Here is a 25,681-nt window from a genome sequence, read left to right as displayed (position 1 = left end):
GATAATGTGGCAAAAAGCGAAATATTTAAGTAGTTTAGATTGAAGGCGGTAGCCGCGCGTGGTATGACTTTTGTGCGAGTATGGAGGTGAATCTCTTCCGAGCGCTCAGACATCGCAATTACCGGTTACATTTTACAGGACAGGCCATTTCCCTGATGGGTACGTGGATGCAGCGAATCGCTGTCAGTTGGTTGGTGTACCGGCTTACTGAGTCGGCCTTTATTCTAGGGTTGGTATCCTTTGCGGCGCTTATTCCATCGCTGGTATTGTCACCGTTTATCGGAAGTTTCGTGGATAGGCATCAAAAATATCGCATCGTGGTAATTACGCAGTGTGGTTTGATGCTTCAGGCCGGTGCACTGGCCCTGATGGTGTTTTTGGGATATTATAGCGTTTGGTGGATTGGAGTGCTTAGTTTAATTCAGGGTGTAATTAACACGTTTGATGTAACTGCTCGACAGTCTCTTATGGTCGAATTGGTGGACGATAAGGCCGATTTGCCTAATGCGATTGCTCTTAATTCTTCGGCATTCAATGCTGCGCGGATGCTCGGGCCGGCGTTAGGGGGTGTTTTACTAAGTACCTACGGCGAGGCAGTTTGCTTCGGGGTCAATTTTGTAAGCTTTATTGCGGTGATCGGTTCGCTATTATCCATGAGACTAACGACGAAGCCGATAGAAGCCAGGCAGGCTAGCACTTGGAATGGCTTTAAGGAGGGCTTTATTTACTTAAAGCATTCGCCACATATACTGTCCCTTATATTATTGCTGACAGCGTCCAGTATGTTAATCATCCCGTACACAACATTGCTGCCGGTAATCGCAAGGGAAATGTTTGATGGTGATGCGACCACATTCAGCTGGTTCGAGAGCGCGGCGGGTTTGGGAGCGATGGCAGGAGCTGTTTATATGGCTCGGACGCCGATGGGCGTTAACCTGCGCTTCCGTGTAATGAAGGCTTCGGGATTATTCGCGCTTGGTATTTTGGCGCTCTCATTTGCCTCTTGGCTACCTCTTGCGTTGGTAAGCACGTTGCTTGCTTCCATGGGAATGATGGTGCAGAATTCGAGTATCAATACCTATATCCAGACGCATGCCATGCCAGCATACCGGGCGCGTGCTATCAGCTACTACATCATGGCTTTCCAAGGTGTTTTTCCGCTGGGGAGCCTGTTTATCGGTGCGCTCGCCCAGGTTTGGGGCATTCATTATACTTTGCTCTTCCAAGGGGTAGCTGGATCGCTCATCGCTATGGGCTTCGTTATCTACATCTGGCAACACATCAACCGGAAGTACGTGCCTGTTTAAGCCATATCTCCGGCTATCAGCCACGGATAAATCAATGACTGATGCCGTGATATCAGATGTTACCTATCCCAGAATGCCGGCGGCTCGATGCCCAACGCGCGAAGGTAGACGTAGCCTTGCCCCCGGTGATGAATTTCATTGTCGATAAAGTAACACAGGTGCCACCAAACTTGGCCTTCCCACTGGCCGTAGGCGTTATCGATCTCCTGTAGCCGAAAAGGGGCAACTTGCGGCCATATACCGTTGATGTATGCTGTACTCCAATCCCATAGATTGAGGATGCCAGCTTTTGTTTGCGGGCTTGTGTCTATTGTTTCCGCGCCGCGTAAGTCATGTAATTCCTTCCATTCACCGGTCGCGATACCATGGGCGCCGGTGGCCCCCATACGGTTCAGCTCCATCGCTAATTCAGCAAATGTACGCATGCCGCCAATGGTGTACGATAAGAGTTGGTCTTCTGGAAAAGCGTCGATAACTTTCCGGGTAAGGCTTCGGTGCCCCTGCCAATGAGCCAGTAACTGCGAAAGCGTGATAGTGGTTTCCTGTTGTAATGATTCCATTGCAATTTATTTTTGATTACCGTAACAAAGAAAACAGGCCTCGCTGACAGCCCTATGGCAGCCGGCTATTGCATAAAGTTTTTTTAGTCTGCTGCTTGGTGGTGAGTTTATGCTATGTAGAAAGCCCCCAGCATCTCTTATTAGGTAGCTTTGTATTGGCAAGATCGGGTACATTGTTTGGAAAGTGACGGACAGGGGCGATACAATTTCAGTTTTCATCAAGTACAGTTGGGGGGCGGTTGTCCGGGTTTCCATATATGACTCGGATGTTTTTCTGCGTAGCTGTAAATGAGTTGCATCATGTAATGGTTGCTATCGTAGCGGGTGAGGCACGCTTTCATATCCACTGCATCACATATGTCGGTCTGACGACTTACATAGCCCATGCCATAAAGATGCCCGTTTTCGACCCAGATGCAACTTAGTTCATCTGGTTCACGGCCTTTATCGAAAACAGCGAAAGTGGGCAAGTGCTGGTTGAGGTGTTCAATTGCCGATAGGACACGTTGATTGTACTCCATTTGTGGGACGTCCAACAAAGCGTCGCTTGGAAGGGCTGAAGTAGCTTTAGATGGAACGGAATCGGATGGCTGTATCCCGAAGATACAACGATGGGCGTGAAGGTCAAATTGCCGGATTAATCGATGGAGTAAGTTAAAGGCATCCAGTTGCCTGTGGAATAGCTGGATATGTTGGTGGTGCTTGGCATGCTTTCCAACGGCAAGGCGAAGGTACCCCCCTTGATCTTGGTAAGTATATAAAGCATACTTCGGTTCAAAGCGTTTCAGCGCACGGTTGTAAACAGGCCACAGCCGCTTGATTTCGATCGCTTCGAGGAGCAGCGCGAGTAGTTCAGTGCCGCACCGCTCGTATGTAACGGAATGGATATGGCGCAAAAAATGTTGGCGTTGACGGTTGGGGTTGTGTCCGCTGAAATGCTGCGCTACCCGGTTGCGTATATTCCGTGCTTTACCTACATAGATGACCTGGCCGCCCTGATCCCTGAAATGATAGACGCCCGGAGCAGTGGGGAGGCTGTCGAATTGTTCCTTCGGAAGGTTAGGAGGCAACTGTTGATGTTTGGATGTTTTCTTCAACATTTCGGGAATGATTCCATCGACATCCAGTGTCATCAACTGGGTAAATAAGGTGGCTGTGGCCTGGGCGTCGCCTCCCGCCCGGTGACGGCTATTTATAGGGATGCCCATTGCATCGCATAACCGCCCCAAGCTATAAGATAGGAAGCCCGGTTTGATTTTTCGACTTATACGTACTGTGCACAACTTAGGTGCTGAAAGGTGAAACCCGGCTATTTCGAGGTGATGCCTCAAGAATGAATAGTCGAAATTGACGTTGTGCGCCACGAAAACACGGCCATCAAGTAGCTGATAAATGCGGCTTGCCAATTTATCAAATGTCGGGCTATCGGCAACCATCTCATTGGTGATGCCTGTTAAGGCTTGGATGGACAATGGTATAGGACACTGGGGGTTGATGAGCGACTCAAACCGTTCAACTATCTCTTGTCCATCATGAATGAGAATGGCAATTTCCGTGATGCCGCTTCCGGACGCATATCCTCCGGTGGTCTCAATATCCACGATGGCGTATTCGGTATGTGCAGACGGGCGCCCCATACCGGCAAATATACTAAAATAATTAGTGGTTCGCCAAAAATTGATGAGGCAGAAATACCAGAAGGTATCAGGCAATAAACTGACTTTGCCCGGTATACCACAGGTACCATTCGACAAAATGTTTGACCCCGATATCGACAGGCGTTTGGGGTTTGTAGCCGAAGGTATCTGCCAACTTACTGACATCAGCCCAGGTCGTTTCTACATCCCCCGGTTGCATAGGCAACAGTTCTTTAACGGCCTTTTTGCCCGTATGCTTTTCGATGGCCTCAATAAAGTCGAGGAGCTTCACGGATTTGCTATTGCCAATATTATACACCGCGTTTTTTGGCAAGTCCATCGCATGATTCTTGTTGTTTAACACGAGCTTTATTCCACCCACGATATCATCAATGTAAGTGAAATCGCGAGCTAAGTTACCGTTGTTGAATACCTTAAGCGGCTTGCCTTTGAGAATAGCATCAACGAAGAGAAACATGGCCATGTCGGGTCTGCCCCACGGGCCGTATACGGTAAAGAAGCGTAGTCCGGTGGTCTTTAATCCATAAAGGTGGCTGTAACTGTATGCAGCGAGTTCATTGCTCCTTTTGGTAGCTGCGTATAAGCTCACGGGCTGGTCCACACGATCAGCTTCGCTGAACGGTATTTTATTGTTCAGTCCGTATATCGATGAGCTGGACGCATAAATAAGATGCCCGACGTTGTAGTGTCTGCAACATTCCAAGATATTGATGAAGCCGATGAGGTTGGAGTGTGTATACGCCTGTGGATTCTCGAGCGAATAACGTACGCCCACCTGCGCAGCCATGTGCAGCACGGCATCGAAATGCTGGTTGCGGAAAAGCGGCTCGAGCTGCTCCATGCCCGCGATGTCTGCTTTCACGAAATGATAGTTTTCATGGGTCTCGCTTTGGACCAGCTGGTCAGCCGGAAGATCGACTTGGCGGATTCCGCAGGAAGCCAATCGCGCATATTTGAGTTTGACATCGTAATAATCATTGATGTTGTCGAGCCCAACCACACGATGTCCTTCATCAAGGAGCATACGCACCAAGTGAAAACCAATGAAACCTGCAGCTCCGGTAACTAATACATTCATTTCTGTTGATTTTGGGGTTACATCACCTTGACCAATATATAGCGGCTCAATTGCTCGCTTCTTGTCTCCGCGTTGAGGAAAGCCGGCTTCAACCGGGTAATCCGGTAATGGGAAGCTTCAGCTACGGTTTCATACGATCGTCCGGCAGCTTTCCACTGTTCCATATCCGGAGCTGATATAAAAAGGTATTTTGCCGTTGCTTGGATGGCGGCGTCCATGGGAATTCGCTCAATATTGGTTTGTGTATAAAAGTCCAGCGTCCAGTTCGTGTAGTGATCAGGCATGACAATGTCTTTCGGCTCGATTCCCTGTTCCCGAATTTGTTTGGCGATCTGTAAACCGGCTTGATACTGTGTTAGTTGGGGGTAGAATTGCGTATTTAAGAAAATATTAAGCATGGCGGCAAAATATATGCCTATTGCAACGATACGTGATGTAAGGGCCTTGTTCGACCAGACGGAGCGTGCGAGAAGCACGCCTGCGCCCGCCACCAGTAGAAGGCCGCCAACGCTTGGAACGCCAAACGCGAAGCCAGCTAGATAGAACATCAGTGCAAGCCCAATGCCGATCAACAGGTATTCGGCCAGCAAATAGATTTTAGTTGTCCGCACTGCAGGCTGTTTGCCCAATTGGAATAGGTAAGAGGCCGTGAGGATGCTGATAATCGGAATAAGGCTGTTGAGGTAGTGAGGCAACTTGAACTTCGAAAAACTGAAAATCAACATAATCATCCAAAACCCGCCAACGGTAAGGAACTCGCATCCATTGGATTTGGAAAATCTGCTTTTGATAAAATACCATGTCCGACTAAAGACGCCGCCATACAACGGCACAGAAAATGGTATGAACACCCATAGCAGGCTATGAAAGAAAAAAAGGTAATCAGGGCTGTTGGCCCCGAAATCTTCGCCACTGAACCGTTTGAAACTTTGATCCCAAAGGATGAAGCGCACACCAGAAACGCCATATTCGCCACGTACAAGCATTTCGGGATGCAGATCGAACTGCTGGTAATATGCATAAAGGACGGGCGTTATCCCCACAACAAAGGACATGAGCCCCAAAAGCACTTTCCAGCGAAAGAACTGGCCCCACTCACGGCTATACAACAGATAAGCGAACACGCACACGCCAATAATACCCACACCGACCATCCCCTTTGCACCCAGCGCCATTGCTGCCCCTAATCCGCCAAACAGGATGTGTACGCTTGCTCCGTTTTTTATATAGGCGACGACGTGGTAAACACCAAAGATGACTGCGCCGGTAAGTATTGCGTCGGTACGGACGTCATGCGCTGAAAGTACAATGGTCTGTGCCGACAAGAACATCAAAGCTGCTACATGAGCCATCGCGCGGTCGCGGTACAGCATGTGTGTGAGTTTATAAGTGCATGCCGCTGCCATGGCAAGAAACAGAAAGGCCGGAATGCGGTACGCGATATGGTTAATGCCAAATAGTTTCATTGACCAGGCGGCCAGCCAGAAATGGAGGTGTGGTTTGTCGAGATATGGTTCATTTCCCTTGTAGATATGGAAATAGTCGTTATTCAACGCCATGCGCATAGCCATGGAGGCGTGTTGCGCTGCGTCGTTTTCCATCAATGGGACAAATAACCCCAAAAAATAAGCAACCGAAAGGGCGACATAAAGGACGATGAAATCCTTATCTGATAATTGCGTGCTCATTACTTGCATTAAATCAATAAATTTGCGCCCGTATAGGTGCAATTGGAGGCGCAAAAATAAACAAAACTATCAGCATACAACATGGACAGCAGCCGTTTTTACTCAATAGTCATCCCGTTATACAACGAGGAGGAGAATGTGCCTTTATTGATCGCAGCCATTACCGAGGCAATGCGGGGCCTGCGGTACGAGTTGATTTTGGTTGATGACTTCTCATCAGACGGCACACGTCACGCTGTCAAAAGAAGTGCAGACCCGCACGTGATCCTAATCGAATTCAAGAAGAATTATGGACAAAGCTCGGCATTGATGGCAGGGATCGACAGTGCACGCGGAGATTATATCATCACGCTTGACGGCGACCTGCAAAACGATCCATCGGACATCCCTATGATGGTCGATGTATTGGAGGCTGGCGATTACGATTTGGTCATCGGCGAAAGGCAGAAACGCCAAGACAATATTATCCGAACATTCCCATCGCGGATAGCCAATTCCATCATCCGGCGTACAACGAAGCTCAATATCCGCGACCATGGGTGCGCCCTTAAGGTGTTCACCCGGGATACCGCTAAAGAACTCCTACTGTACGGCGAGTCGCATCGATTCATCACGCTGTTGGCTCACCTCAATGGCGCGCGCATCAAGCAAGTGCCCGTGAAACATCATGCCCGTCGTTTTGGTGTCTCAAAATATGGTATTGGCCGTACATTCAAGGTGATTAATGATCTCCTGCTGCTGCTTTTTACGCAACGTTACCTTCAAAAGCCCATTTACCTGTTTGGCAATTTGGGGCTGTTGACGTTTTCGCTGGGCTTCATCATCAATGTATACCTGTTGATCGAAAAATTGCTTGGCAACGAGATAGGCGGCCGACCGTTGCTTATTTTGGGTGTGCTGCTAGTATTCGTGGGGATACAGTTTTTCACTATCGGCATCGTGGTGGATCTGCAGATGAAAACCTATTATGAGTCGCAGGACAAACGCCCGTTTATTATCAGAAAAGTCAGTACGTTTGAAAAAAGCAAGGAAAGTAGTAGCCAGTTTGGCTAGGATACTTATCAGTGCAGTTTTGCTGTACGTCGTATTCACCAAAATTGATCTCACAGGCGTGAGGTCGTTGGTGAGTACTTCCCGCTTTGGGTTCCTACTACTCGCAGTAATAGCGTTTACCGCCTCGCAGTGGGTCTCGTCGCTCCGCCTGCTGATCTACTTTCATGCGAATGGGTTCTACCTAAATGCTGGAAGCAACCACGCGCTGTACTTATTAGGTATGTTTTACAATTTTTTTATCCCCGGGGGGATCGGTGGGGATGCTTATAAAATATATGTACTCAATAGGCGGTTTGGGTGGGCGGTAAAACCGCTTACGTCCAGTGTATTAAATGACCGGCTATCCGGATTGGTGGCCATCGTGTTGTTGGTGTTGACTATAGGTGTTGTGTTGTTGCCGGGTATATGGAAACTCGCGGTACTGCCGGGCATTGCTATGACCATATGGATAGCCCGCCTTGTGCTCCATAAACTATTTCCGACGTTCGGGCGTATTTTTTTTAAAAGTTTGGGGTATTCCTTAGTGGTGCAGATGCTCCAACTGCTTTGTGTTTACCTGATGTTGGCAGCCTTTAAAGCAACAACGGCAAGTTTGGTGTATTTTTTGGTATTCTTATTGAGCGCCATACTAAGTGTGGTGTCGTTTTCGGGGATTGGGGTGCGGGAATGGCTGTTTTTGCAGGCGTCTCAGCGATTTGACTTTGATCCTGAAGTGGCTGTCTCGGTGGCGCTATTATTCTCCTGCATGACCATATTGGTGTCGCTGTTTGGTATATGTTACCAGCTTGCAGGCACTCCCCTCAAGGCAATGGAGGAGGTGGAGTAGGAGGCCCCTGGGAAATGGCGGCGTTTATGGCCCCCGGCTCGGTGGCAGCAGGCATCGCTTGTTGGTCAATCGGTTTTCGTACGATGCGCATCATAATAAAATAAATGCAGGATAGCCCCCAAGCGCCCCAGAATAAGTAGCCTCCGGAATGAAATCTCGCCTTCATTAACCGATGGGTGGTCGTCGTAAAATCAAGATAGGTGAAATAAGATCCGATAAGGCCGGCGATGAGAAATAGCAGGATGGTAATGAAAGCCATTCTTCCGCTCAGACGTACCTTTACCAGCCATAATACGAAAATGAGCGCCAGTTGGATTGCAAAAAGCAATAATGCGATTTTCCACCATATCTTGAAAACGTTATATTGGCTGTACAGTACGCTGATACCCATCTTTCCGACAAATGACATCTGTGATATCAGCACGCCGGAAACAGTTGCAAGCAAGGCCTGTACAGCAATAAGTGTTCCTATTCCTTTCATCCTGTTGCTGGGAGTTTGCTATTTGGTGACGCCCCATCCCGTTTCTTTATTGAAGCGGAGTGTATAGGTCTTCTTAGTAAACGAAGCGTTGTTGTCGGCACCTTTTTTTGCAAAGTCCACGAAGTCTGTTTCGGTCTTTTTGAGTGTTACGGTTGCTTTCGCCCGGTTTTTGCCCGTCTGTTCAACAGCAATTCCACCGTCTTCGTCAAGCGTATATTCGACGGTCTTCACGGTTGCTTTCTTATCCGTCTTTTCAAGCACGAATGGGATGGACTTATTGGTCAACTTAACAAGGTATACGAAGGTGCTGTCTTTGGCCAGGAAACGCTTTCGCTCCTTAAGCAATTCGAGTGTCACATATCCTCCTTTTTCCAATTCTTTATACGTTGCCAGGAGATCGGCATCTGATTTTTGGTCGAATTTCACTTCGCCGTATTCCATTTCGGCGGTCTCAAACACGGGATTGGATTCCAGGTGATAAGTTACCTCACTTAGCGCCACCCGATCACTGATGGACTTATCACTGCCACAGGCGGCCCACAACAGCGTGAGGATCACAATTAGCGATTGATGCTTGACGATCATCATATGCGGAAGATATCTTTGTCAAATATAGTATATTGCAAAAGTTATTCCAATGTTGCAAAGCGCTATTGATAACCTAATAGCCGAAGTACCTGCTTGCTGTTCTGCTCTTCGCCGAACACTTCAAAATTGAACGTTTCGTCGCGGTTTCTCCGCACCAGTACATGCTTGGGCGAGGGGAGCAGACAGTGGTGGATGCCGCCATAACCGCTCAATACCTCTTGATATGCGCCAGTGTGAAAAAAGCCAAGATATTGCAATTTACGCGTTTTCGGCATGAACACGCTATTGATATGTGCCTCTTGGCTATAATAATCTTGTCCGTCACACGTAATACCTCCCAAATTTACGCGCTCATATTCGGCGTCCCAGTTGTTGATCGGCAGTAAGATATACTTTTGGTTGAGCGCCCATACATCAGGTAAGTTAGTGATGAACGAACCATCCAGCATCAACCATTTTTCGCGGTCGTTTTGTTGCTTGCGGCCAATTACCTTATAGAGAATGCCGGAAGCTTCCGCAACGGTATACTTACCGAATTCGGTGATGATATCGGGTTCCATAACGTCATGCACTGCGCAGATTTGCTTGATACGGTTCACGATTTCATTAACCATGTATTCATAATCGAAATCGTGCACCAAGGAATCCTTAAACGGCATGCCCCCGCCGATGTCAAGGGTGTCCAGGTCTGGGTTAATTTTTTTGAACTTGCAGTAAAGTGTGACATACTTCTCCAGCTCATTCCAATAATAGGGGGTGTCCGATATGCCTGAATTAATAAAAAAATGGAGTAATTTGACCCTGAAATTGGGATTGGGGGCAACTTTGTTGTTATAGAAGTCGAGGATATCCTCCAAACGGATACCCAACCGGGAAGTATAGAACGGTGAATCCGGCTGTTCCTCCGCTGCAATACGGATACCAAGGTTGCAGGGCTCTTCAAGCTCTACCTCGTCGTCATAGATATTAAACTCTTCTTTATTGTCCAATACGGGAATAATGTTCTTGTACCCATCGTGCAGCATATCGATAATGTACTGCTTATACTGATAGGTCTTGAATCCGTTGCAGATGACCGTAATATCCTTATTAACCACTCCTTTCTTCTCCAATGCATCGATCATGGGCATATCAAAAGCTGAGGAAGTCTCCAAGTGGATGTCATTTTTCAATGCTTCTTCCACCACATGCTTGAAATGCGAACTTTTCGTGCAATAGCAATATTTGTAGGTGCCGCGATAGTTGTGTTTCAATATCGCCGTTTGAAATAATATCTTGGCTTGCTGTATCTTCTTACTGATAATGGGTAGGTAGGTGAAACGCAACGGCGTTCCATATGTCTCAATCATTTCCATCAGATTGAGATCATGGAAGTACAGCTCGTCGTCTATGATTTCAAACCCATCCTGAGGGAAACCTACACTTAGGTCAAGAAATTCCTGATAGCTCTGCATTTTTTGTATATTTTTCTTCTAAATAATCGTCTGCGTTTCAATGGCAGAGGCGAATTGGACAAACATCAATTTGCATATGATGGCCTGTTTGTCTAAGTTTGGCAAAGATATATTTTCGCTACGAAACGATGTATATATCTAATGTAAATTTGCGATTTCGCATATCAATGCTAAGAAATTAATGCTTAAATACTTACATGGTCAATACGATACAACAACAGCTTATTTATCATACCCAGCAGGCAGTCAAAGCCTTATATGACTCCGATATCCCGGAAAATCAGCTAACAATACAAGAAACGCGGAAAGAATTTGAGGGGCAGCTAACCATTGTTGTGTTTCCAATCACGCGGTTTTCCAAAAAATCTCCGGAAGTCACAGGTGCCGAAATTGGCGCGTACCTAAAGGAACAGCTTCCCGAACTAGCCGCGTTTAACACCATCAAGGGCTTTCTCAACCTTAGCTTGTCTGACGCGTACTGGACCGATGTGTTTAAAACACACATTATTGGGGAAAGTTTTGGTAAATTTCCTTCGAACGGAAGCAAGGTAATGGTCGAATATTCATCGCCAAACACCAACAAGCCGTTACACTTGGGACACATCCGTAATAACCTGCTGGGTTATTCGGTTGCTGAAATACTGAAAGCATACGGGTATGAGGTTATCAAGGCTAACCTCGTGAACGACCGCGGTATCCATATCTGCAAATCGATGTTGGCCTGGCAGCGGTGGGGGAACGGAGAAACACCCGAAAGCAGTGGACTAAAAGGGGATCACCTCGTAGGCAAATATTATGTACAGTTTGATAAGGCATATAAACAAGAGATAGACGAATTGATGTCGCAAGGCTTCAGCGAAGAGGAAGCCAAGAAACAAGCACCTATCATCCGCGAAGCGCAGGCAATGCTCCAACGATGGGAGGCCGGCGACGAATCGGTGATTACGTTGTGGAAGTTGATGAACGGTTGGGTATACGCTGGATTCGAGCAGACATACGACCGCCTTGGCGTAGATTTCGATAAATACTATTACGAATCTGATACCTACCTTCTCGGTAAGGATATCATTCAAGAAGGGTTGGATAAAGGGGTGTTTTTCAGGAAGGCTGACAACTCCGTATGGATAGACCTGACAGGGGATGGGCTGGATGAAAAGTTGGTACTGAGAGGGGACGGCACGTCTGTCTACATAACACAGGACTTAGGTACTGCCCAGTTGAAATATAATGACTTCCAAATGGACGAATCCATCTATGTTGTGGGGAATGAACAGGATTATCATTTCAAGGTGCTTTTCCTGATTTTCCAAAAGCTGGGTAAGCCATGGGCTTCCGGCCTATTCCACTTGTCATATGGCATGGTCGACCTGCCATCCGGCAAAATGAAATCACGTGAAGGCACGGTGGTTGATGCTGATGACCTGATGGACGAGATGTATCAAACCGCCAAAAAACGGACGGAAGAATTGGGAAAAACCGAAGGGCTGTCGGATACGGAAAAGGAGTATCTCTACCATATCATCGGTATGGGCGCATTAAAGTACTTCCTGCTTAAAGTGGAACCAAAAAAGCGATTGCTCTTTGATCCCAACGAATCAATCGATTTTCAAGGACATACCGGGCCGTTTATCCAATATACTCACGCACGGATCAAATCGGTACTGACTAAAGGGGCTTATTCATTGGATACGCCATTAGTGATGCCTGCAACGCTAGCTTCCAGCGAGCGCGACTTGATTCAGCTGTTGTATAATTATCCGGTTATCATCGAAGCGTCGGCTAAGGAGTTCAGCCCAGCACAATTGGCCAACTATTGCTATGAAGTCGCCAAGCAATATAACAAATTTTACCATGAGGAATCTATTCTTAAGGCCGATGAAGAGGAATTGCGGGTGTTCAGGCTACATCTATCGTCAGCTACGGCCCGTATACTTGCAGGAGGCATGAAATTGTTGGGAATTGCGGTTCCAGAGCGAATGTGATGGCAAGCGAGGTTAACGTTGGACTTATCGGCTTTGGTATGGCGGGGCAAGTGTTTCATGCCCCAGTCATTACGGCTATCGACGGTTTGCGGTTGCGTAGTGTAAGTGCTCGCAAGCCGGAGCAACAAAAAGTGCTGCGAGAACGGTATCCCGGGGTAGCCGTTGTGGCACATGCGGATGACATCATCCATGATGATGACATAGATTTGGTCGTGGTGGCTACTTCGAACGATGTGCATTATACACTCGCCAAAGCTGCATTGCTCGCCGGCAAACATGTAGTGGTAGAGAAGCCTTTTACCAATACCGCAGCGGAGGCGGATGAACTGATAACGTTGGCCAAGGAGCGAGGGTTGCTGCTCAGCGTGCACCACAATGCCCGCTGGAACAGCGATTTCCTGACAGTCAAAAAGGTGATGGAAAGTGGCCGACTAGGTCGGCTGGTTTCCTTTGAAGCGCGATATGACCGGTTCCGTAATACGCTTAGGGAAGGTGCCTGGCGTGAGGCCGGACTGCCCGGATCGGGTATTCTCTACGACTTGGGCGCACATCTTATTGATCAGTCCCTTCAACTGTTTGGAACCCCCGAAGCCATCAATGCCGATCTGCGCAAGCAGCGGCCTGGTGCACAGGCGGTGGATGACTTTGAACTTATCCTTCACTACCCGCAACTCAAGGTGTCGTTGAAAGGTGCGATGCTTGTAAAGGAGCCGTCGCCGCGCTATGCGCTGTATGGTTTGAACGGAGCTTTTGTAAAATACGGTGTGGATCCTCAGGAAGCAGCCCTCAAAGCAGGGGAATCACCTCGTGGGAATCCCGATTGGGGGAGGGAATCCAGTGACATATGGGGAAAACTGAATGTACTTCAAGCCGGTACGGATATCATTGAATATATCGAAAGTGAGCGCGGTAACTATCCAGCGTTTTACCGGAATATCTGGGCCGCCGTTTTGGGTCGGCAAACACTTGCTGTAAAGCCCGAAGAGGCACGTAACGTTATCCGTATCATAGAGCTGGCTGAAAAAAGTTGGATGGAGCGGCGAACGGTGGATTTTAACTTATAGCTTACAATTGCTTGTGGATAAACAATACGATGCCATTATTGTCGGTGGTGGGGCTTGCGGCTTGATGTGCGCCGTACAAGCGGGCATGCGTGGCAGGCATACATTGGTATTGGAACGTAATGACCGTCCGGGGGCGAAGATACTCATATCAGGTGGGGGGCGGTGCAACTATACCAACTTACATACATCGGCGGCGAACTTTGTGTCGGCCAATCCGGCATTCGCCGATCAAGTGTTTGCGAGGTGGACGGTGGCCGATACCGTTGCCTTTTTTGAACAGCAGGGAATTATCGGGAAGGAGAAAAAACTGGGCCAGCTTTTTCCCGTAAGTGATAGCGCCAAAGATGTGGTACGGGCTTTCGCCAGATTGATTCAACGGCACGGGCAGGCGCTGAACCTGAATAGTCAGGTCCTATCCGTTGCCAAAACACCGGACGGCATGTTTGAGGTAAGCTATGAACATGAGGGGAAGCTGAAACAAGCGAAAGCGAAGGCGGTGGTCATCGCGAGCGGGGGGCTGCCGGTGGCAAAGTTGGGAGCCAGTGACTTTGCGTTGCGTACTGCACGCCAGTTTGGCTTGGACATCGTGCCTGTAGCTCCAGCGTTGGTGCCGTTGGCCATTACGGGAAAAAATGCCGAATGGTTTGCTGCGCTTTCGGGCAACAGCGTTTTCTGCCGCGTCGCCAATGAACGCATCAGCTTTGAAGAGAATATACTATTTACCCATTGGGGACTAAGCGGTCCGGCGATATTGCAGATTTCATCGTACTGGCGGCCAGGCGAGACCATTGCAATCGATTTGTTGCCCCATTTCTCCATCGAACGATTGATAAAGGATGAACGGGAGGCAGGAGGGAGGCGGTTAGTTTCGCAAGTGCTCGGCAATTTCTACTCCCGTAGGCTGGTGGAAGCGTTCGGTAGATTTCTGCCGATCGATACAAAAATCGCGTCATTGGGAAAGACAGATTCCAAGCGGATCGCAGAAACGATCCATCGGTTCGTCGTAAGGCCAGCGGGCGACAAGGGGTACGACAAGGCAGAGGTAATGCGCGGTGGAGTGGCCGTAGACGAATTGAACCCGCAAACCTTGGAAGCAAAGAAAGTAGCCGGATTGTATTTCGGCGGCGAATGCGTAGACATGACGGGATGGCTGGGGGGGTACAATTTTCAGTGGGCTTGGGCAAGTGGATATGTGATCGCGCAAGCAATTTGATAAAAAAAATTATATCGTCATGATGTTTTTGAAATCTTTGATACTTGTTGGGCATCTTTTGACTTGCTCGAAGCAAGGAGCGGAAAACCGTGGTATTGACTACTGGGCTGCGCTGGCAGATTCGCTGCAGCAATCCACCTACACGACCTATCTATCCGCTAATGGCAATTATTACATTCAAGACAACGCGGGAGACACCACGTTCCACTATTGGTGGAATGCGCATGCCCTCGATGTGCTGGTGGATGGCTTTTTGCGTACAAAAGACAGTACGTATCTTATACGGGCAAAACGGCTGTTGAGCGGAATGCATGAAACCAACGGCAGCCGATACCCGAATGTGTTTTACGACGATATGCTGTGGCTGGCGTTGGCGAGCTTAAGAGCGTATGAAGCCGGAGGAGATCCCGTGTTTCTCGATGCCGTAAATATTCTTTGGTCTGATATCCAAACGGGTATCAACCCGCATCAAGGCGGTGGTGTGGCATGGCGCAAAGACCAACGAGCCTATAAAAATACACCGGCAAATGCGCCGGCAATTATACTGGCATGCCGGCTATACCAGCATTTTGGACGAGCATCGGATCTTCAGACAGCTATCGCTCTCTATGACTGGCTGAAAGCCACACTCGTGGATCCGGTATCCGGAGTGGTATGGGATGGCATTAACCGGCAGGGGGATGGCCGCATTGACAAAGATTGGCTTTTTACTTATAACCAAGGTGTCTTTTTGGGAGCTGCTCATGCGCTTTATGAGGTGACCAACAAGCGAACTTATCTGGATGATGCCCGCTGCACTGCGGATGCATCGCTCAAAAGCAGCGTCATTTCGCCCAATGGTATACTTCGTTATGAGGGGCAGGGCGATGGAGGATTATTTAAAGGTATTTTTGTTCGCTACCTTGCGCGACTTGCCCAAGATACGGTTGTACCGGCAGGTAAACGGGATGAATATGTCCAATTTATCGGTGCAAACGCGTCGGCCGTGGCGGGCCAAGCATTAATAAGACCGCAACTGTTGGTAGGGCCAGATTGGAATAGATTGCACCATGGTGTGGTGGACCTGTCCGCTCAATTAAGCGGCTTGATGTTGATAGAGGCCCAAGCTTACCTCGGAAGAAAAAATAATTAGCTTTTTCTTTCGGATAGCTAAAACGGTTTATATATTTGGCAGGTCGTAATGCGTTATGGCTTTGACCGAGCTGATTTAACCTTAAAATTGCATGGGAAATTTATTGTCGAAATCTGGCAGTCAGGAGTTGCCAGCTAACCAAACATCTAAGCTTACCGAACGTAAATATTGGCTCGTATTTGGCTTTGTCACGCTGTTATTTTTACTTTGGGGTATCGCCATCACCATGGGTGATGTATTGAATAAACATTTCCAGAACGTACTTGGCGTGTCGAGGGCTGAGTCAGGTCTTGTACAGTTTTCAATTTTCGGCGCATACGCCGTGATGGGCATTCCGGCCGGTCTCTTCATGAAGCGGTTTGGATACAAATCGGGTGTATTGCTTGGCTTGGCTTTGTACGCTGCGGGCGCCTTCTTGTTTGTTCCGGCTGCTGATGCGGAGTCCTTTACCTTTTTCCGTGTAGCATTATTTATATTAGCGTGCGGATTGGCCACTTTGGAAACGGTCGCGCATCCATTTATTGCTTCGTTGGGTGATCAAGCATCGAGTGACAGGCGCATTAATTTTGCGCAATCCTTCAACGGACTCGGAACCATCATCGGTCCAACGCTGGGAAGTTATTTTATATTAAGCGGTAATATCGGCGAAGCAGGGAGCTTGACATCAGTCAAGATGCTTTATGTAGGGATTGGTGTAGTCATTGTCCTTGTTGCCATCATGTTTAGCTTGTTGCGCATTCCAGCGCTACCATTTGAAGGCGGGAATGTACATGGCACGGCACAGGAGACAGCACCTATGCCGGCTAAAAAAGGTTTATTCCAGCATCGCCATTTTATCTGGGCCTTTGTAGCACAATTTTTCAACGCAGCCGCGCAAGGAGGTACATGGGCGTTTTTCATCAACTATGGGCATGAGAAAATGGGACTGTCCGATGAATTAGCCGGTTATTATTTTGCCACGAGTATGGTCATGATGACCATCGGCCGGTTTGTGGGCACATTCCTGATGAAGTATATAGCTCCCAATAAGTTATTAGCTGCATTTGCCGCATGCAATATCGTCATGTGCCTAATTATTGCACAGAGCTGGGGATGGCCGTCGTTCATTGCGTTGCTGATGCTTAATTTCTTTTTCAGTATCATGTTTCCCACGATCTTCAGCCTTGGCCTCAAGAATCTTGGGCCGCATACACAACAAGCATCTTCCTTCATTGTGATGGGTGTTGTAGGAGCGGCTGTTTTTCCGTTTTTCATGGGGCGGGTCGCTGATTATGATGTTGCCGTCGCTTATTACTTGCCCATCATCTGCTACTTCGTGATTTTCCTTTTTGGAGCGAAGTTTTATAAAACAAGTACATAGAGCCTGTGTTCTTACGTAAAAAAGCTCGGCAGCCGCACGGATATGCTGCACTTCCAAATTCGTGACTTATTGCTTACCTTTGCAGGGTAGCAAACCTGTTCTATCGCTCCGGCCGGATGCCGGGGAGGAAAGTCCGGACAACGTAGAGCACCCCGCTTCCTAACGGGAAGGGTTTCGGCGATGGCCGGAATACGGAAAGTGCCACAGAAAAAAAACCGCCTGTGTTTCGGCATAGGTAAGGGTGAAAACGTGGGGTAAGAGCCCACGGCTTTGCGTGGTGACACGCATCGCGGTAAACCCCGGGGGTTGAAAGGCCAAATAGGTTGCGGAGATTAGGAGGTTGCTCGCTTCCATCCCTCATGGGAACCGCAACGGGTAGGCCGCTGGAGCTTGCCAGTGATGGCAAGCCTAGATAAATGATAGAAGTCCCATGCACCTGCTGTAGCAGGCTATTGGGATACAGAATCCGGCTTACAGGGTTTGCTTTTTTTGATATATGCGGAGGGAAAAGTGTATTTGGAGGACAGCAAAATGGAAGAATACTTTTATTTGTGTATCCGGTACGCAATACGCTATACCCAATACAAAATATGACCAAGATATTAATCATTGACGACGAAAGAGCGATTCGAAGTACATTAAGGGAAATCCTTGAATACGAGGATTACAAGGTAATCGACACGGATAATGGAATCGACGGTCTGGACATCATCAAGAGGGAAGATGTAGACCTGGTGCTCTGTGACATCAAGATGAGCAAGATGGACGGCATGGAGGTGCTTACTGAAGCGCTGACAATCAAACCGGATCTGCCTTTTATCATGATCTCCGGCCACGGTACAATTGAAACAGCCGTCGAAGCTAGCAAGAAAGGGGCGTACGACTTTATATCCAAACCGCCAGATCTTAATCGGTTGCTTATTACAGTCCGCAATGCGTTGGAGCGCGGTACACTGGTTACCGAGACCAAAGTGCTGAAACGGAAAGTAAGTAAGACACGGGATATTCTTGGCGATTCGAGTGCTATTCAACGCATCAAAGAAACTATTGAACGGGTGGCTCCAACAGATGCCAGGGTGTTAGTGACGGGTGCGAATGGCAGCGGCAAAGAACTTGTGGCTCGTTGGCTGCATGAAAAGTCGCCTCGTGCAAATGCGCCGCTTATTGAAGTGAATTGCGCCGCTATCCCGTCGGAACTTATTGAAAGCGAACTGTTCGGGCACGAAAAAGGGTCGTTTACGTCGGCTGTTAAACAACGTATTGGAAAGTTTGAACAAGCACACAACGGAACGCTTTTTTTGGATGAGATCGGAGACATGAGTCTTTCGGCACAGGCCAAAGTGCTTAGGGCCCTGCAGGAAAACAAAATTACGCGGGTGGGTGGTGAGAAAGAAATTGCTGTAAACGTACGGGTAATTGCTGCTACCAACAAGGACTTGCTTAAAGAAATCGATGCAGGCAACTTCCGTATGGACTTGTATCACCGGCTGAGTGTAATCATTATTCATGTGCCGCCCTTGACTGAGCGAAAAGATGACATTCCCGTATTGGCAAAGCATTTCTGTGAGGAGATTTGTGCAGAATACAACATGCCGGTGAAACAGATAACTGAAGAGGCCATGGAAGCACTGAAAGCGTTACCATGGACGGGAAATATCCGTGAGCTCCGTAATATGGTGGAGCGTCTGATTATCCTCAGTGATAAATCCGTTACAGACCACGATGTGCGGGCATTTGCTAATCCAGGCTCTTTTTCTGAAGCATCGCCTGTTGCTCCAATCAAGACGGAGCCTACCATCGAAGCGAAGCCCGCTGTCGTCGCTACATCCCACAGTGTTTCTGCCAACCACTATGACGATTTCTCTTCCTTTCAGGATTTCAAGGACTATACAGAGAAGGAATATATCAAATATAAGCTGGAAAAGAATGGCTGGAACGTGTCAAAGACCGCGGACGAAATCGACATACAACGTAGCCACCTTTATAGCAAGATAGAAAAATACGGTTTAAAAAGAGAAGCTTAGGTTTTCATGCCCACGGCACCAGGCCGTGGGCAATCCCATCTGTTCATTCATTGAACTTCCGATACTGTCTCCGAATCAAAACCACTACGACTATAATGAGCACGATCGCGCCTAATACGATATAGCCATAAGTTTGCCATGCGGTTTCCTGGACCGTATCGTGCTGCTGGGCGAACGCAATATTAGCGGAGTTTGTCAATAAAAAAAGTAATAAGGCAGCAATACTGTGCATAATATCAGGATTTTTAAAGCAATATATATATTTAAATGCACAACCGAAGCTTATGTTTTATTATTTTTACTTTTTTATCAAATACCTGGCTTGCTACGCTATCTCGGCGAGAAAATACCCTTCTCTATCGATAATATCCCGATTTTTTAGGATATTGCTCAGATTAACTTTTCCTATAATATATTTAAAGTCCTGGGCATAATAGCGCTCGCTGATCGAAGTGAACTTGAGATGTTCAATAAAGCTCTCCTCTTTGTAACGTAGGTAGACTTCTATTTCCCAATCCGTGCTGTAAGCAAGCCCGTTGGCATCAATGTGTTTTTTGTACTCGTATTTATAACCATACCGCAAAGCCGCTATGTCGGATAGTACGGCGGATCCCGTTGGATGGCCGCCGGCGCCTTTGCCATAGAAAAATTGCTCATCGGCGAATGCGGCTTTAACCAGCACACCGTTGTATTCGTTCTCTACGCCATACAATATGTTGTCGCGAGGAATCAGCTTTGGCAACACATATAAAATGACAGATTTATCATTGATTTCCCGCGCTGTAGGGACCAATTTGATTTTGAAATTCTTTTCTTTGGCGAATTGGATATCGGATGCGCTAAGCTTGTCTATTCCGATATTCAAAATCGCTTCCGGGGCGATATAAAGGCCGTAAGCATGCGATGCTACAATAGCCAGCTTAAATTTTGGATCGTACCCACCGACGTCCAATGTAGGATCAGTCTCTGCAAAACCGAGGTCCTGAGCTTGTTTCAACGCCGTAGCATATGCCAGATTTTCGTTAAATATTTTAGATAAAATATAGTTGGATGAACCATTGAAGATACCCGTCACTGCATGGAGCAGTTCATTGTCATAGTACTCTTCGAGGTTCCTGATAATGGGAATGCTTCCGCATACCGCCCCTTCATATAGCAAACTTGTGCCATACTCCTGCTGGATGGCTATCAAATCAGCTAAGTGGGTTGCGATCATTTTTTTATTGGCAGAAACGACGTTTTTCCCCGACCGGAGGGCGCTGGACACGATATCGAAGGCAGCCTCCGCATCGTCGATAAGCTCTACAACAGTATTGATTTCCGGGTCGTCCAGCACGGCGTTGGCATCGGTGGTAAACAGTTCGGCGGGTAATGTGCGTTTCTTTTCAGGGTGTTTGATGACGAATCGTTTGATTGCAAGGTTGAGATTTTTGGTTTTGATGATATCGTGCAGCCCTTGCCCCACTACACCAAAACCGAAAATCCCCAAGGTAAGTTTGTTGTTCATGTTTACTGTTACGTTATTTAATGTCTGGCTCAGCTAACGTGGCAACGTGCGCTCCACTTTCAAGTTAAATGTTCTGGAATTTGTCAATATATGTAACATGCATTGTGTTTGTTTGCTGCTTAGTGATCGGGGTTACCTAATCTTATCAAATGCCTGTTGCAGATCGGCTTTGATATCGTCAATGTGTTCGATACCCACAGAAATACGGAGTAAACCAGGAAATACGCCGGCGTTCAGCTGGTCAGCTTCACTCAATTGCTGATGTGTGGTGGCTGCAGGGTGTATGATTAATGTTTTCGCATCGCCAACATTTGCCAGATGGCTTATCAATTGCAGGGCATCGATGAATGCATTGGCCTTATCCGCACCTCCTTTGATGATAAATGACAATACGCTGCCGAAACCATTTTTTAGATACTTTTGGGCGTTGTTATGGTGTGGATGATTTTTTAAGCCCGGATAGCTTACCCGCTCAACCTGTGGGTGGCTTTCAAGCCATTTGGCTACTTCAAGGGCGTTGTCTACGTGGCGTTGTACGCGTAGCGAAAGTGTTTCCAGGCCTTGTAATAACAGAAAGGCATTGAACGGCGACAGCGCGGGGCCATAATCCCGAAGCCCTTCCACACGTGCACGAATAGCAAATTGAATATTCCCGAATGGGCCGCCCACGCCGAACACGTCACTGAATACCAAGCCATGGTAGCCTTCAGACGGCTCGCTGAATTGCTTGTATTTGCCATTTCCCCAGTTGTAGTTTCCTCCATCAACAATTACGCCGCCGATGCTGTTGCCATGGCCGCCAATCCATTTAGTGGCCGACTCAACCACAACATGTGCACCATGTTCCAATGGTTTGAAAAGGTAGCCGGCTGCGCCGAATGTGTTATCTACAATGAGTGGTAAATCGTATTTTTGCGCGATACTCGAAATCCGCTCAAAGTCTGGAATGCTGTAGCTCGGATTGCCGATCGTTTCTACATAAATCGCTTTGGTATTGTCATCGATGAGCGCCTCGATATTCTCTGGAGCGTCGTCTTTTGCAAATCGTGCTTCTATGCCTAATCGTTTGAAGGATACCTTGAACTGATTGAATGTGCCACCATATAGGTTTGCGCCGCTGACAAAATTATCACCGTTTTCTAATATGTTGGTCAATGCGATGAATTGAGCGGCTTGTCCTGACGCAACAGCCAATGCGGCCACTCCGCCTTCCAACGCAGCGATGCGCTTTTCAAACACATCAGTGGTTGGGTTCATAATCCGTGTGTATATGTTGCCAAATTCTTTCAGGGCAAATAGATTCGCGCCGTGTGCCGCACTATTGAATACATACGACGTGGTTTGATAGATGGGTACCGCACGCGAACCCGTAGTGGGGTCGATTTCTTGGCCAGCGTGTACTTGCAAGGTCTCAAATTTTAGATTTTCATTAGCCATAATCTGCTGTTTTTATTTGTGGATTAATCTGATATTACAAAGGATGCATGCGCTACGGTACACCAGTATCGCTGCGGGCGCTAGCCAGCAACTTGTATACCTATTGCGTGTACGGGATTAGCAGCATGTACACATCGTTCCGCTGCACATTCGGATGGCTTGAATGACGGTAAGGGAGGCGGTCTGATGCCCAGATTCCCAATTGGCTGGATAACGATTGCTGCTTGTTGGATACATGTTCATTGTCTTTTTATTTATATGCTCCCAACAACAATGTTGGTTGGGACAGGATTTGGCACCTTTTCCGTCGCTTCAGATGGTTGCCAGTGGGTCATTGAGCCAGTCTCTCGCCACTTCTTTATAAACCAAGACCTTTTGAAGAGGAATTGATTTGTGTGTGCATGCACACATCGAGTGCAAATATAGGTTGTGCGATTTGTATGTGCAAAGTATTTTTGATTTTTTTGTACCAATGAATATTACATTTAATACAGCAGCGCTGCTATTTCCGGCAATCAGTTTAATTATGTTGGCTTACACCAATCGGTTTTTGGCGTTAGCTGCGTTGGTCCGCAGCCTGCATGCAAAATATCTTGAACACAATAAAAGCGGTGTTTTGCATGGACAGATTCAGAATCTTCGGTATCGGTTGAAGTTGATTAAGCAAATGCAGGCCATGGGTGTATTGAGCTTCGTCGCCTGCATCGTTTGCATGTACTGCATTTATATTGAAAACAACTACTTCTCAGAGCTGACCTTTGCGCTGAGCCTGCTTTTTTTTGCTATATCGCTCATTATTTCGTTGCTTGAGATTCAGGTCAGCAATAAAGCCCTGGAACTGGAGTTGAGCGATATGGAAGAAGGAGATGACAGGTCACTGGTCGACTACATCAAGAAAAAGTTTGATAAGAAAAAAAGTGGCCCTCAATCGGAGGGCCACTAAATTTAAGTTTAGAGGGAGGTAAGTTATCTTACGAAAAGGAGCTCCCGCAGTTTTGGCAATGGCCACTTGCGGTCGTCAATTATCTGCTCAAGTTTATTGATGTGATACCTGATTTTGTCAAAATAAGGTTTTACATTTTCATCATAAGCTATGGCCTTTTCGCGTGTGTCTTCCAATACATTGGCTTTTTTGCGTTCTTGGCGCATGGCCTCAGCTTCAGCAATAATGGTATTGACATGCGTGGATATACGCTCAATAAGCTCTACTTGAGCATTATAAGTATCCGCTTTTAATCCGATGTCTTTTAGCCCTTTGACATTGGTTATCAGATCATTCTGATAGTTAAAAGCGGCCGGAGCGATAAGACTGTTTACAATTTCACCATATACCCGTGCCTCAATCTGGATCTTCTTATAATAGTTTTCCAGTAAGATCTCGTGGCGAGCCTTGCTCTCCCGCTTACTTAGTACGCCAAGTTTTTCAAAAAGTTCGAGTGATTTCTCGCTAACGTAAACGTCCAGTGCTTTTGGCGTCGTCTTAATGTTGGAAAGGCCCCGCTTATGCGCTTCTTCTTCCCATTCTTTGCTGTATCCGTTGCCTTCGAAACGAATAGCTTTGGATTCTTTGATGTATTTGCGTACAACGTTAAGCAGCGCCAAATCTTTCTTCGTGCCTTTTTTGATTTGCTTGTCAACTTCCGACTTGAATTCGATTAATTGGTTTGCTACGATAGCACTGAGGACGGTCATCGGGCTGGCACTGTTTGCCGACGAACCGACTGCCCTGAACTCAAATTTGTTTCCCGTAAACGCAAATGGCGACGTTCGATTCCGATCGGTATTGTCTAATTGCAGCTCAGGAATTTTGGGAATACCATGCCAAAGTAACGTTTCGTTTTTGACTTTCTTTGCTACCCTTGCGGTTTCTACTTCGTCAAGCACAGCATTTAGTTGGCTGCCAAGGAAGATGGAAATAATGGCAGGTGGGGCCTCGTTAGCACCCAAGCGATGGTCATTGGCGGCACTTGCGATGGATGCGCGCAGGAGGTCTGCATTGTCATGTACCGCTTTGATGACATTGACGAAAAACGAAAGGAACATCAAATTGTTTTTCGGTGTCTTGCCGGGAGAAAGCAGGTTTACCCCAGTGTTGGTAATCATTGACCAGTTGTTGTGCTTGCCTGAGCCGTTGATGTCGGCATAAGGTTTTTCGTGGATCAACACCTTGAATTTATGCCGTAGGGCTACTTGCTCCATGACATTGAGTAATAGCTGGTTGTGATCAATAGCTAGGTTGATTTCCTCAAACATCGGTGCACATTCAAACTGTGAAGGGGCTACTTCGTTGTGCCGGGTCTTCAGCGGAATACCCAATTTGAGTGCTTCTTGCTCCAGATCCACCATGAAGGCCAATACCCGCTCAGGAATGGCACCGAAGTAATGATCCTCCAATTGCTGACCTTTAGCAGACATATGGCCAAACAACGTGCGCCCAGTAAGTTGTAAGTCGGGTCGGGCATTGAACAACGCCAAATCTACGAGAAAATACTCTTGCTCTACCCCTAAGGAGGCATTGACTTTGGTTATGGACTTATCGAAGAAATTGGCAACGTCCACCGCCGCCTTATCCAAAGCATTGACTGCTTTTAATAACGGTGCCTTGTAATCCAAGGCCTCACCGGTATACGATACGAAGATGGTAGGAATGCAAAGTGTTTTGCCGCCCCCAGTTTCATAAATAAATGCGGGAGAAGAGGGATCCCAGCCTGTATAGCCCCTTGCCTCGAATGTATTACGAATACCACCGCTTGGAAAACTGGAAGCATCTGGTTCTTGTTGTACCAAAGCACTTGCTGTAAATTTGTCGATAGCCGAACCATCCGGAAGCGGTTCGAAAAACGCATCATGTTTTTCGGCAGTTGCGCCCGTAAGTGGCTGGAACCAATGGGTATAATGTGTTACACCATTGCTGATAGCCCAGCTTTTCATTGCCTGAGAAATGTGCTCGGCGAGGTCAAGGCTAATGGCTTTTCCTTCGTCAATAGTTTCTACCAACTCGGCATAGGCATTCTTAGGAAGATATTCCTTCATCTTCGCCGTTGTAAAAACATTTTTGCAGTAATAGGAAGAAGGTTTAATCGTTTCGTAGATTTTGTTGTTGTTTAACCGGGATATGGCAGTTTCAACTGCCTTGAATCTCAAACCTGACATTTAATTTGTGTTTATTTGTTTGATACGCTTTGTTGTTTTTTTGTTTTCTGCTCCAATATTCGAAAAAAAAAATGACATTTCATTATTTTTTTACTAAAAGTGGAAATAAAAATAAC

20 protein-coding genes, 1 other RNA gene and 1 riboswitch are annotated in these 25,681 nt (G+C 47.2%); of the genes, 11 read left to right on the top strand and 10 right to left on the bottom strand.

Features of this window, described 5'->3' with window-relative positions; all coding sequences use genetic code 11:
• Nucleotides 1-80 precede the first annotated feature (80 nt).
• The gene (locus tag JHJ32_RS17260) at nt 81-1,307 is read left to right on the top strand and encodes an MFS transporter (protein ID WP_233632722.1); all 1,227 of its coding nucleotides are present in this window, start codon (nt 81-83) and stop codon (nt 1,305-1,307) included.
• 59 nt (nt 1,308-1,366) lie between these two features.
• Here JHJ32_RS17260 and JHJ32_RS17255 read toward each other — a convergent pair whose 3' ends face one another.
• The 4 genes from JHJ32_RS17255 to JHJ32_RS17240 all read right to left on the bottom strand — a co-directional run bounded on the left by JHJ32_RS17255 (nt 1,367) and on the right by JHJ32_RS17240 (nt 6,291).
• Entirely contained in the window at nt 1,367-1,867 is a 501-nt protein-coding gene (locus tag JHJ32_RS17255) for a DinB family protein (protein WP_200121798.1), read from the bottom strand.
• 218 nt (nt 1,868-2,085) lie between these two features.
• Nucleotides 2,086-3,504, bottom strand: a complete 1,419-nt coding sequence (locus tag JHJ32_RS17250; protein WP_200121797.1) for an exonuclease domain-containing protein — start codon at nt 3,502-3,504, stop codon at nt 2,086-2,088.
• Between the two features lie 67 nt (nt 3,505-3,571).
• Nucleotides 3,572-4,603: an NAD-dependent epimerase gene (locus JHJ32_RS17245; protein ID WP_200121795.1), complete on the bottom strand. Its 1,032-nt coding sequence runs from the start codon at nt 4,601-4,603 to the stop codon at nt 3,572-3,574.
• Nucleotides 4,604-4,620: 17 nt separating this feature from the next.
• Nucleotides 4,621-6,291, bottom strand: coding sequence for a glycosyltransferase family 39 protein (locus JHJ32_RS17240; RefSeq protein ID WP_200121793.1), 1,671 nt, complete (start codon nt 6,289-6,291; stop codon nt 4,621-4,623).
• An 81-nt stretch (nt 6,292-6,372) separates the two neighbouring features.
• On the opposite strand from JHJ32_RS17240, the gene JHJ32_RS17235 reads away from it, so the two are divergent.
• Nucleotides 6,373-7,344 (top strand): glycosyltransferase family 2 protein, encoded by a 972-nt coding sequence (locus JHJ32_RS17235; RefSeq protein ID WP_079715558.1) that lies wholly within the window; start codon nt 6,373-6,375, stop codon nt 7,342-7,344.
• Complete coding sequence (locus tag JHJ32_RS17230; protein WP_200121791.1) at nt 7,337-8,170, top strand: lysylphosphatidylglycerol synthase transmembrane domain-containing protein; 834 nt, start codon at nt 7,337-7,339, stop codon at nt 8,168-8,170. The genes JHJ32_RS17235 and JHJ32_RS17230 overlap by 8 nt, the downstream gene beginning before the upstream one ends.
• Here the strand turns inward: JHJ32_RS17230 and JHJ32_RS17225 are convergent.
• The 3 genes from JHJ32_RS17225 to JHJ32_RS17215 form a co-directional block, all read right to left on the bottom strand.
• Nucleotides 8,145-8,651 carry a hypothetical protein gene (locus JHJ32_RS17225; RefSeq protein WP_176146093.1) on the bottom strand — a complete coding sequence of 169 codons (507 nt, stop codon included), beginning with the start codon at nt 8,649-8,651 and terminating at the stop codon, nt 8,145-8,147. The two genes, JHJ32_RS17230 and JHJ32_RS17225, sit on opposite strands and share 26 nt — an antisense overlap.
• 18 nt (nt 8,652-8,669) lie before the next feature.
• Nucleotides 8,670-9,239 (bottom strand): hypothetical protein, encoded by a 570-nt coding sequence (locus tag JHJ32_RS17220; protein WP_079715560.1) that lies wholly within the window; start codon nt 9,237-9,239, stop codon nt 8,670-8,672.
• Between the two features lie 62 nt (nt 9,240-9,301).
• Complete coding sequence (locus tag JHJ32_RS17215; RefSeq protein ID WP_079715561.1) at nt 9,302-10,693, bottom strand: arginine decarboxylase; 1,392 nt, start codon at nt 10,691-10,693, stop codon at nt 9,302-9,304.
• Between the two features lie 197 nt (nt 10,694-10,890).
• On the opposite strand from JHJ32_RS17215, the gene argS reads away from it, so the two are divergent.
• The 7 genes from argS to JHJ32_RS17180 all read left to right on the top strand — a co-directional run bounded on the left by argS (nt 10,891) and on the right by JHJ32_RS17180 (nt 19,468).
• The gene (gene argS, locus JHJ32_RS17210; RefSeq protein WP_200121790.1) at nt 10,891-12,675 is read left to right on the top strand and encodes an arginine--tRNA ligase; all 1,785 of its coding nucleotides are present in this window, start codon (nt 10,891-10,893) and stop codon (nt 12,673-12,675) included.
• Nucleotides 12,675-13,739, top strand: coding sequence for an oxidoreductase (locus JHJ32_RS17205; RefSeq protein WP_200121788.1), 1,065 nt, complete (start codon nt 12,675-12,677; stop codon nt 13,737-13,739). Before argS ends, JHJ32_RS17205 begins: the two co-directional genes overlap by 1 nt.
• A gap of 13 nt (nt 13,740-13,752) precedes the next feature.
• Nucleotides 13,753-14,952: an aminoacetone oxidase family FAD-binding enzyme gene (locus JHJ32_RS17200; RefSeq protein WP_200121786.1), complete on the top strand. Its 1,200-nt coding sequence runs from the start codon at nt 13,753-13,755 to the stop codon at nt 14,950-14,952.
• A 19-nt stretch (nt 14,953-14,971) separates the two neighbouring features.
• Nucleotides 14,972-16,084 (top strand): glycoside hydrolase family 76 protein, encoded by a 1,113-nt coding sequence (locus tag JHJ32_RS17195; RefSeq protein WP_079715565.1) that lies wholly within the window; start codon nt 14,972-14,974, stop codon nt 16,082-16,084.
• A gap of 91 nt (nt 16,085-16,175) precedes the next feature.
• Nucleotides 16,176-17,444 (top strand): L-fucose:H+ symporter permease, encoded by a 1,269-nt coding sequence (gene fucP / locus JHJ32_RS17190; RefSeq protein ID WP_200121785.1) that lies wholly within the window; start codon nt 16,176-16,178, stop codon nt 17,442-17,444.
• Between the two features lie 87 nt (nt 17,445-17,531).
• An RNA gene (rnpB, locus tag JHJ32_RS17185) (RNase P RNA component class A) lies at nt 17,532-17,934 on the top strand.
• Between the two features lie 100 nt (nt 17,935-18,034).
• Entirely contained in the window at nt 18,035-19,468 is a 1,434-nt protein-coding gene (locus tag JHJ32_RS17180; RefSeq protein ID WP_079715567.1) for a sigma-54 dependent transcriptional regulator, read from the top strand.
• Nucleotides 19,469-19,793: 325 nt separating this feature from the next.
• Here the strand turns inward: JHJ32_RS17180 and JHJ32_RS17175 are convergent, their stop codons facing one another.
• A complete protein-coding gene (locus tag JHJ32_RS17175; protein ID WP_079715569.1) occupies nt 19,794-20,975 on the bottom strand; it encodes a homoserine dehydrogenase in 1,182 nt (393 codons plus the stop codon).
• Between the two features lie 132 nt (nt 20,976-21,107).
• A complete protein-coding gene (locus JHJ32_RS17170; RefSeq protein ID WP_200121783.1) occupies nt 21,108-22,412 on the bottom strand; it encodes an O-acetylhomoserine aminocarboxypropyltransferase/cysteine synthase family protein in 1,305 nt (434 codons plus the stop codon).
• A 251-nt stretch (nt 22,413-22,663) separates the two neighbouring features.
• Nucleotides 22,664-22,779, bottom strand: a riboswitch (SAM riboswitch).
• Nucleotides 22,780-22,884: 105 nt separating this feature from the next.
• Between JHJ32_RS17170 and JHJ32_RS17165 the strand changes: the two genes are divergently transcribed.
• Entirely contained in the window at nt 22,885-23,355 is a 471-nt protein-coding gene (locus JHJ32_RS17165; protein WP_079715571.1) for a DUF2721 domain-containing protein, read from the top strand.
• A gap of 23 nt (nt 23,356-23,378) precedes the next feature.
• On the opposite strand, the gene JHJ32_RS17160 is transcribed toward JHJ32_RS17165, so the two are convergent.
• The gene (locus tag JHJ32_RS17160; protein WP_079715572.1) at nt 23,379-25,565 is read right to left on the bottom strand and encodes a glutamine synthetase III; all 2,187 of its coding nucleotides are present in this window, start codon (nt 25,563-25,565) and stop codon (nt 23,379-23,381) included.
• Nucleotides 25,566-25,681 lie beyond the last annotated feature (116 nt).

This window comes from Parapedobacter sp. ISTM3, from assembly GCF_016533505.1.
In the GTDB taxonomy this organism is placed as follows: Bacteria; Bacteroidota; Bacteroidia; order Sphingobacteriales; family Sphingobacteriaceae; genus Parapedobacter; species Parapedobacter luteus.
Note: the sequence above shows the minus strand (reverse complement) of the source record. Positions and strands in the feature narration are given on the sequence as shown.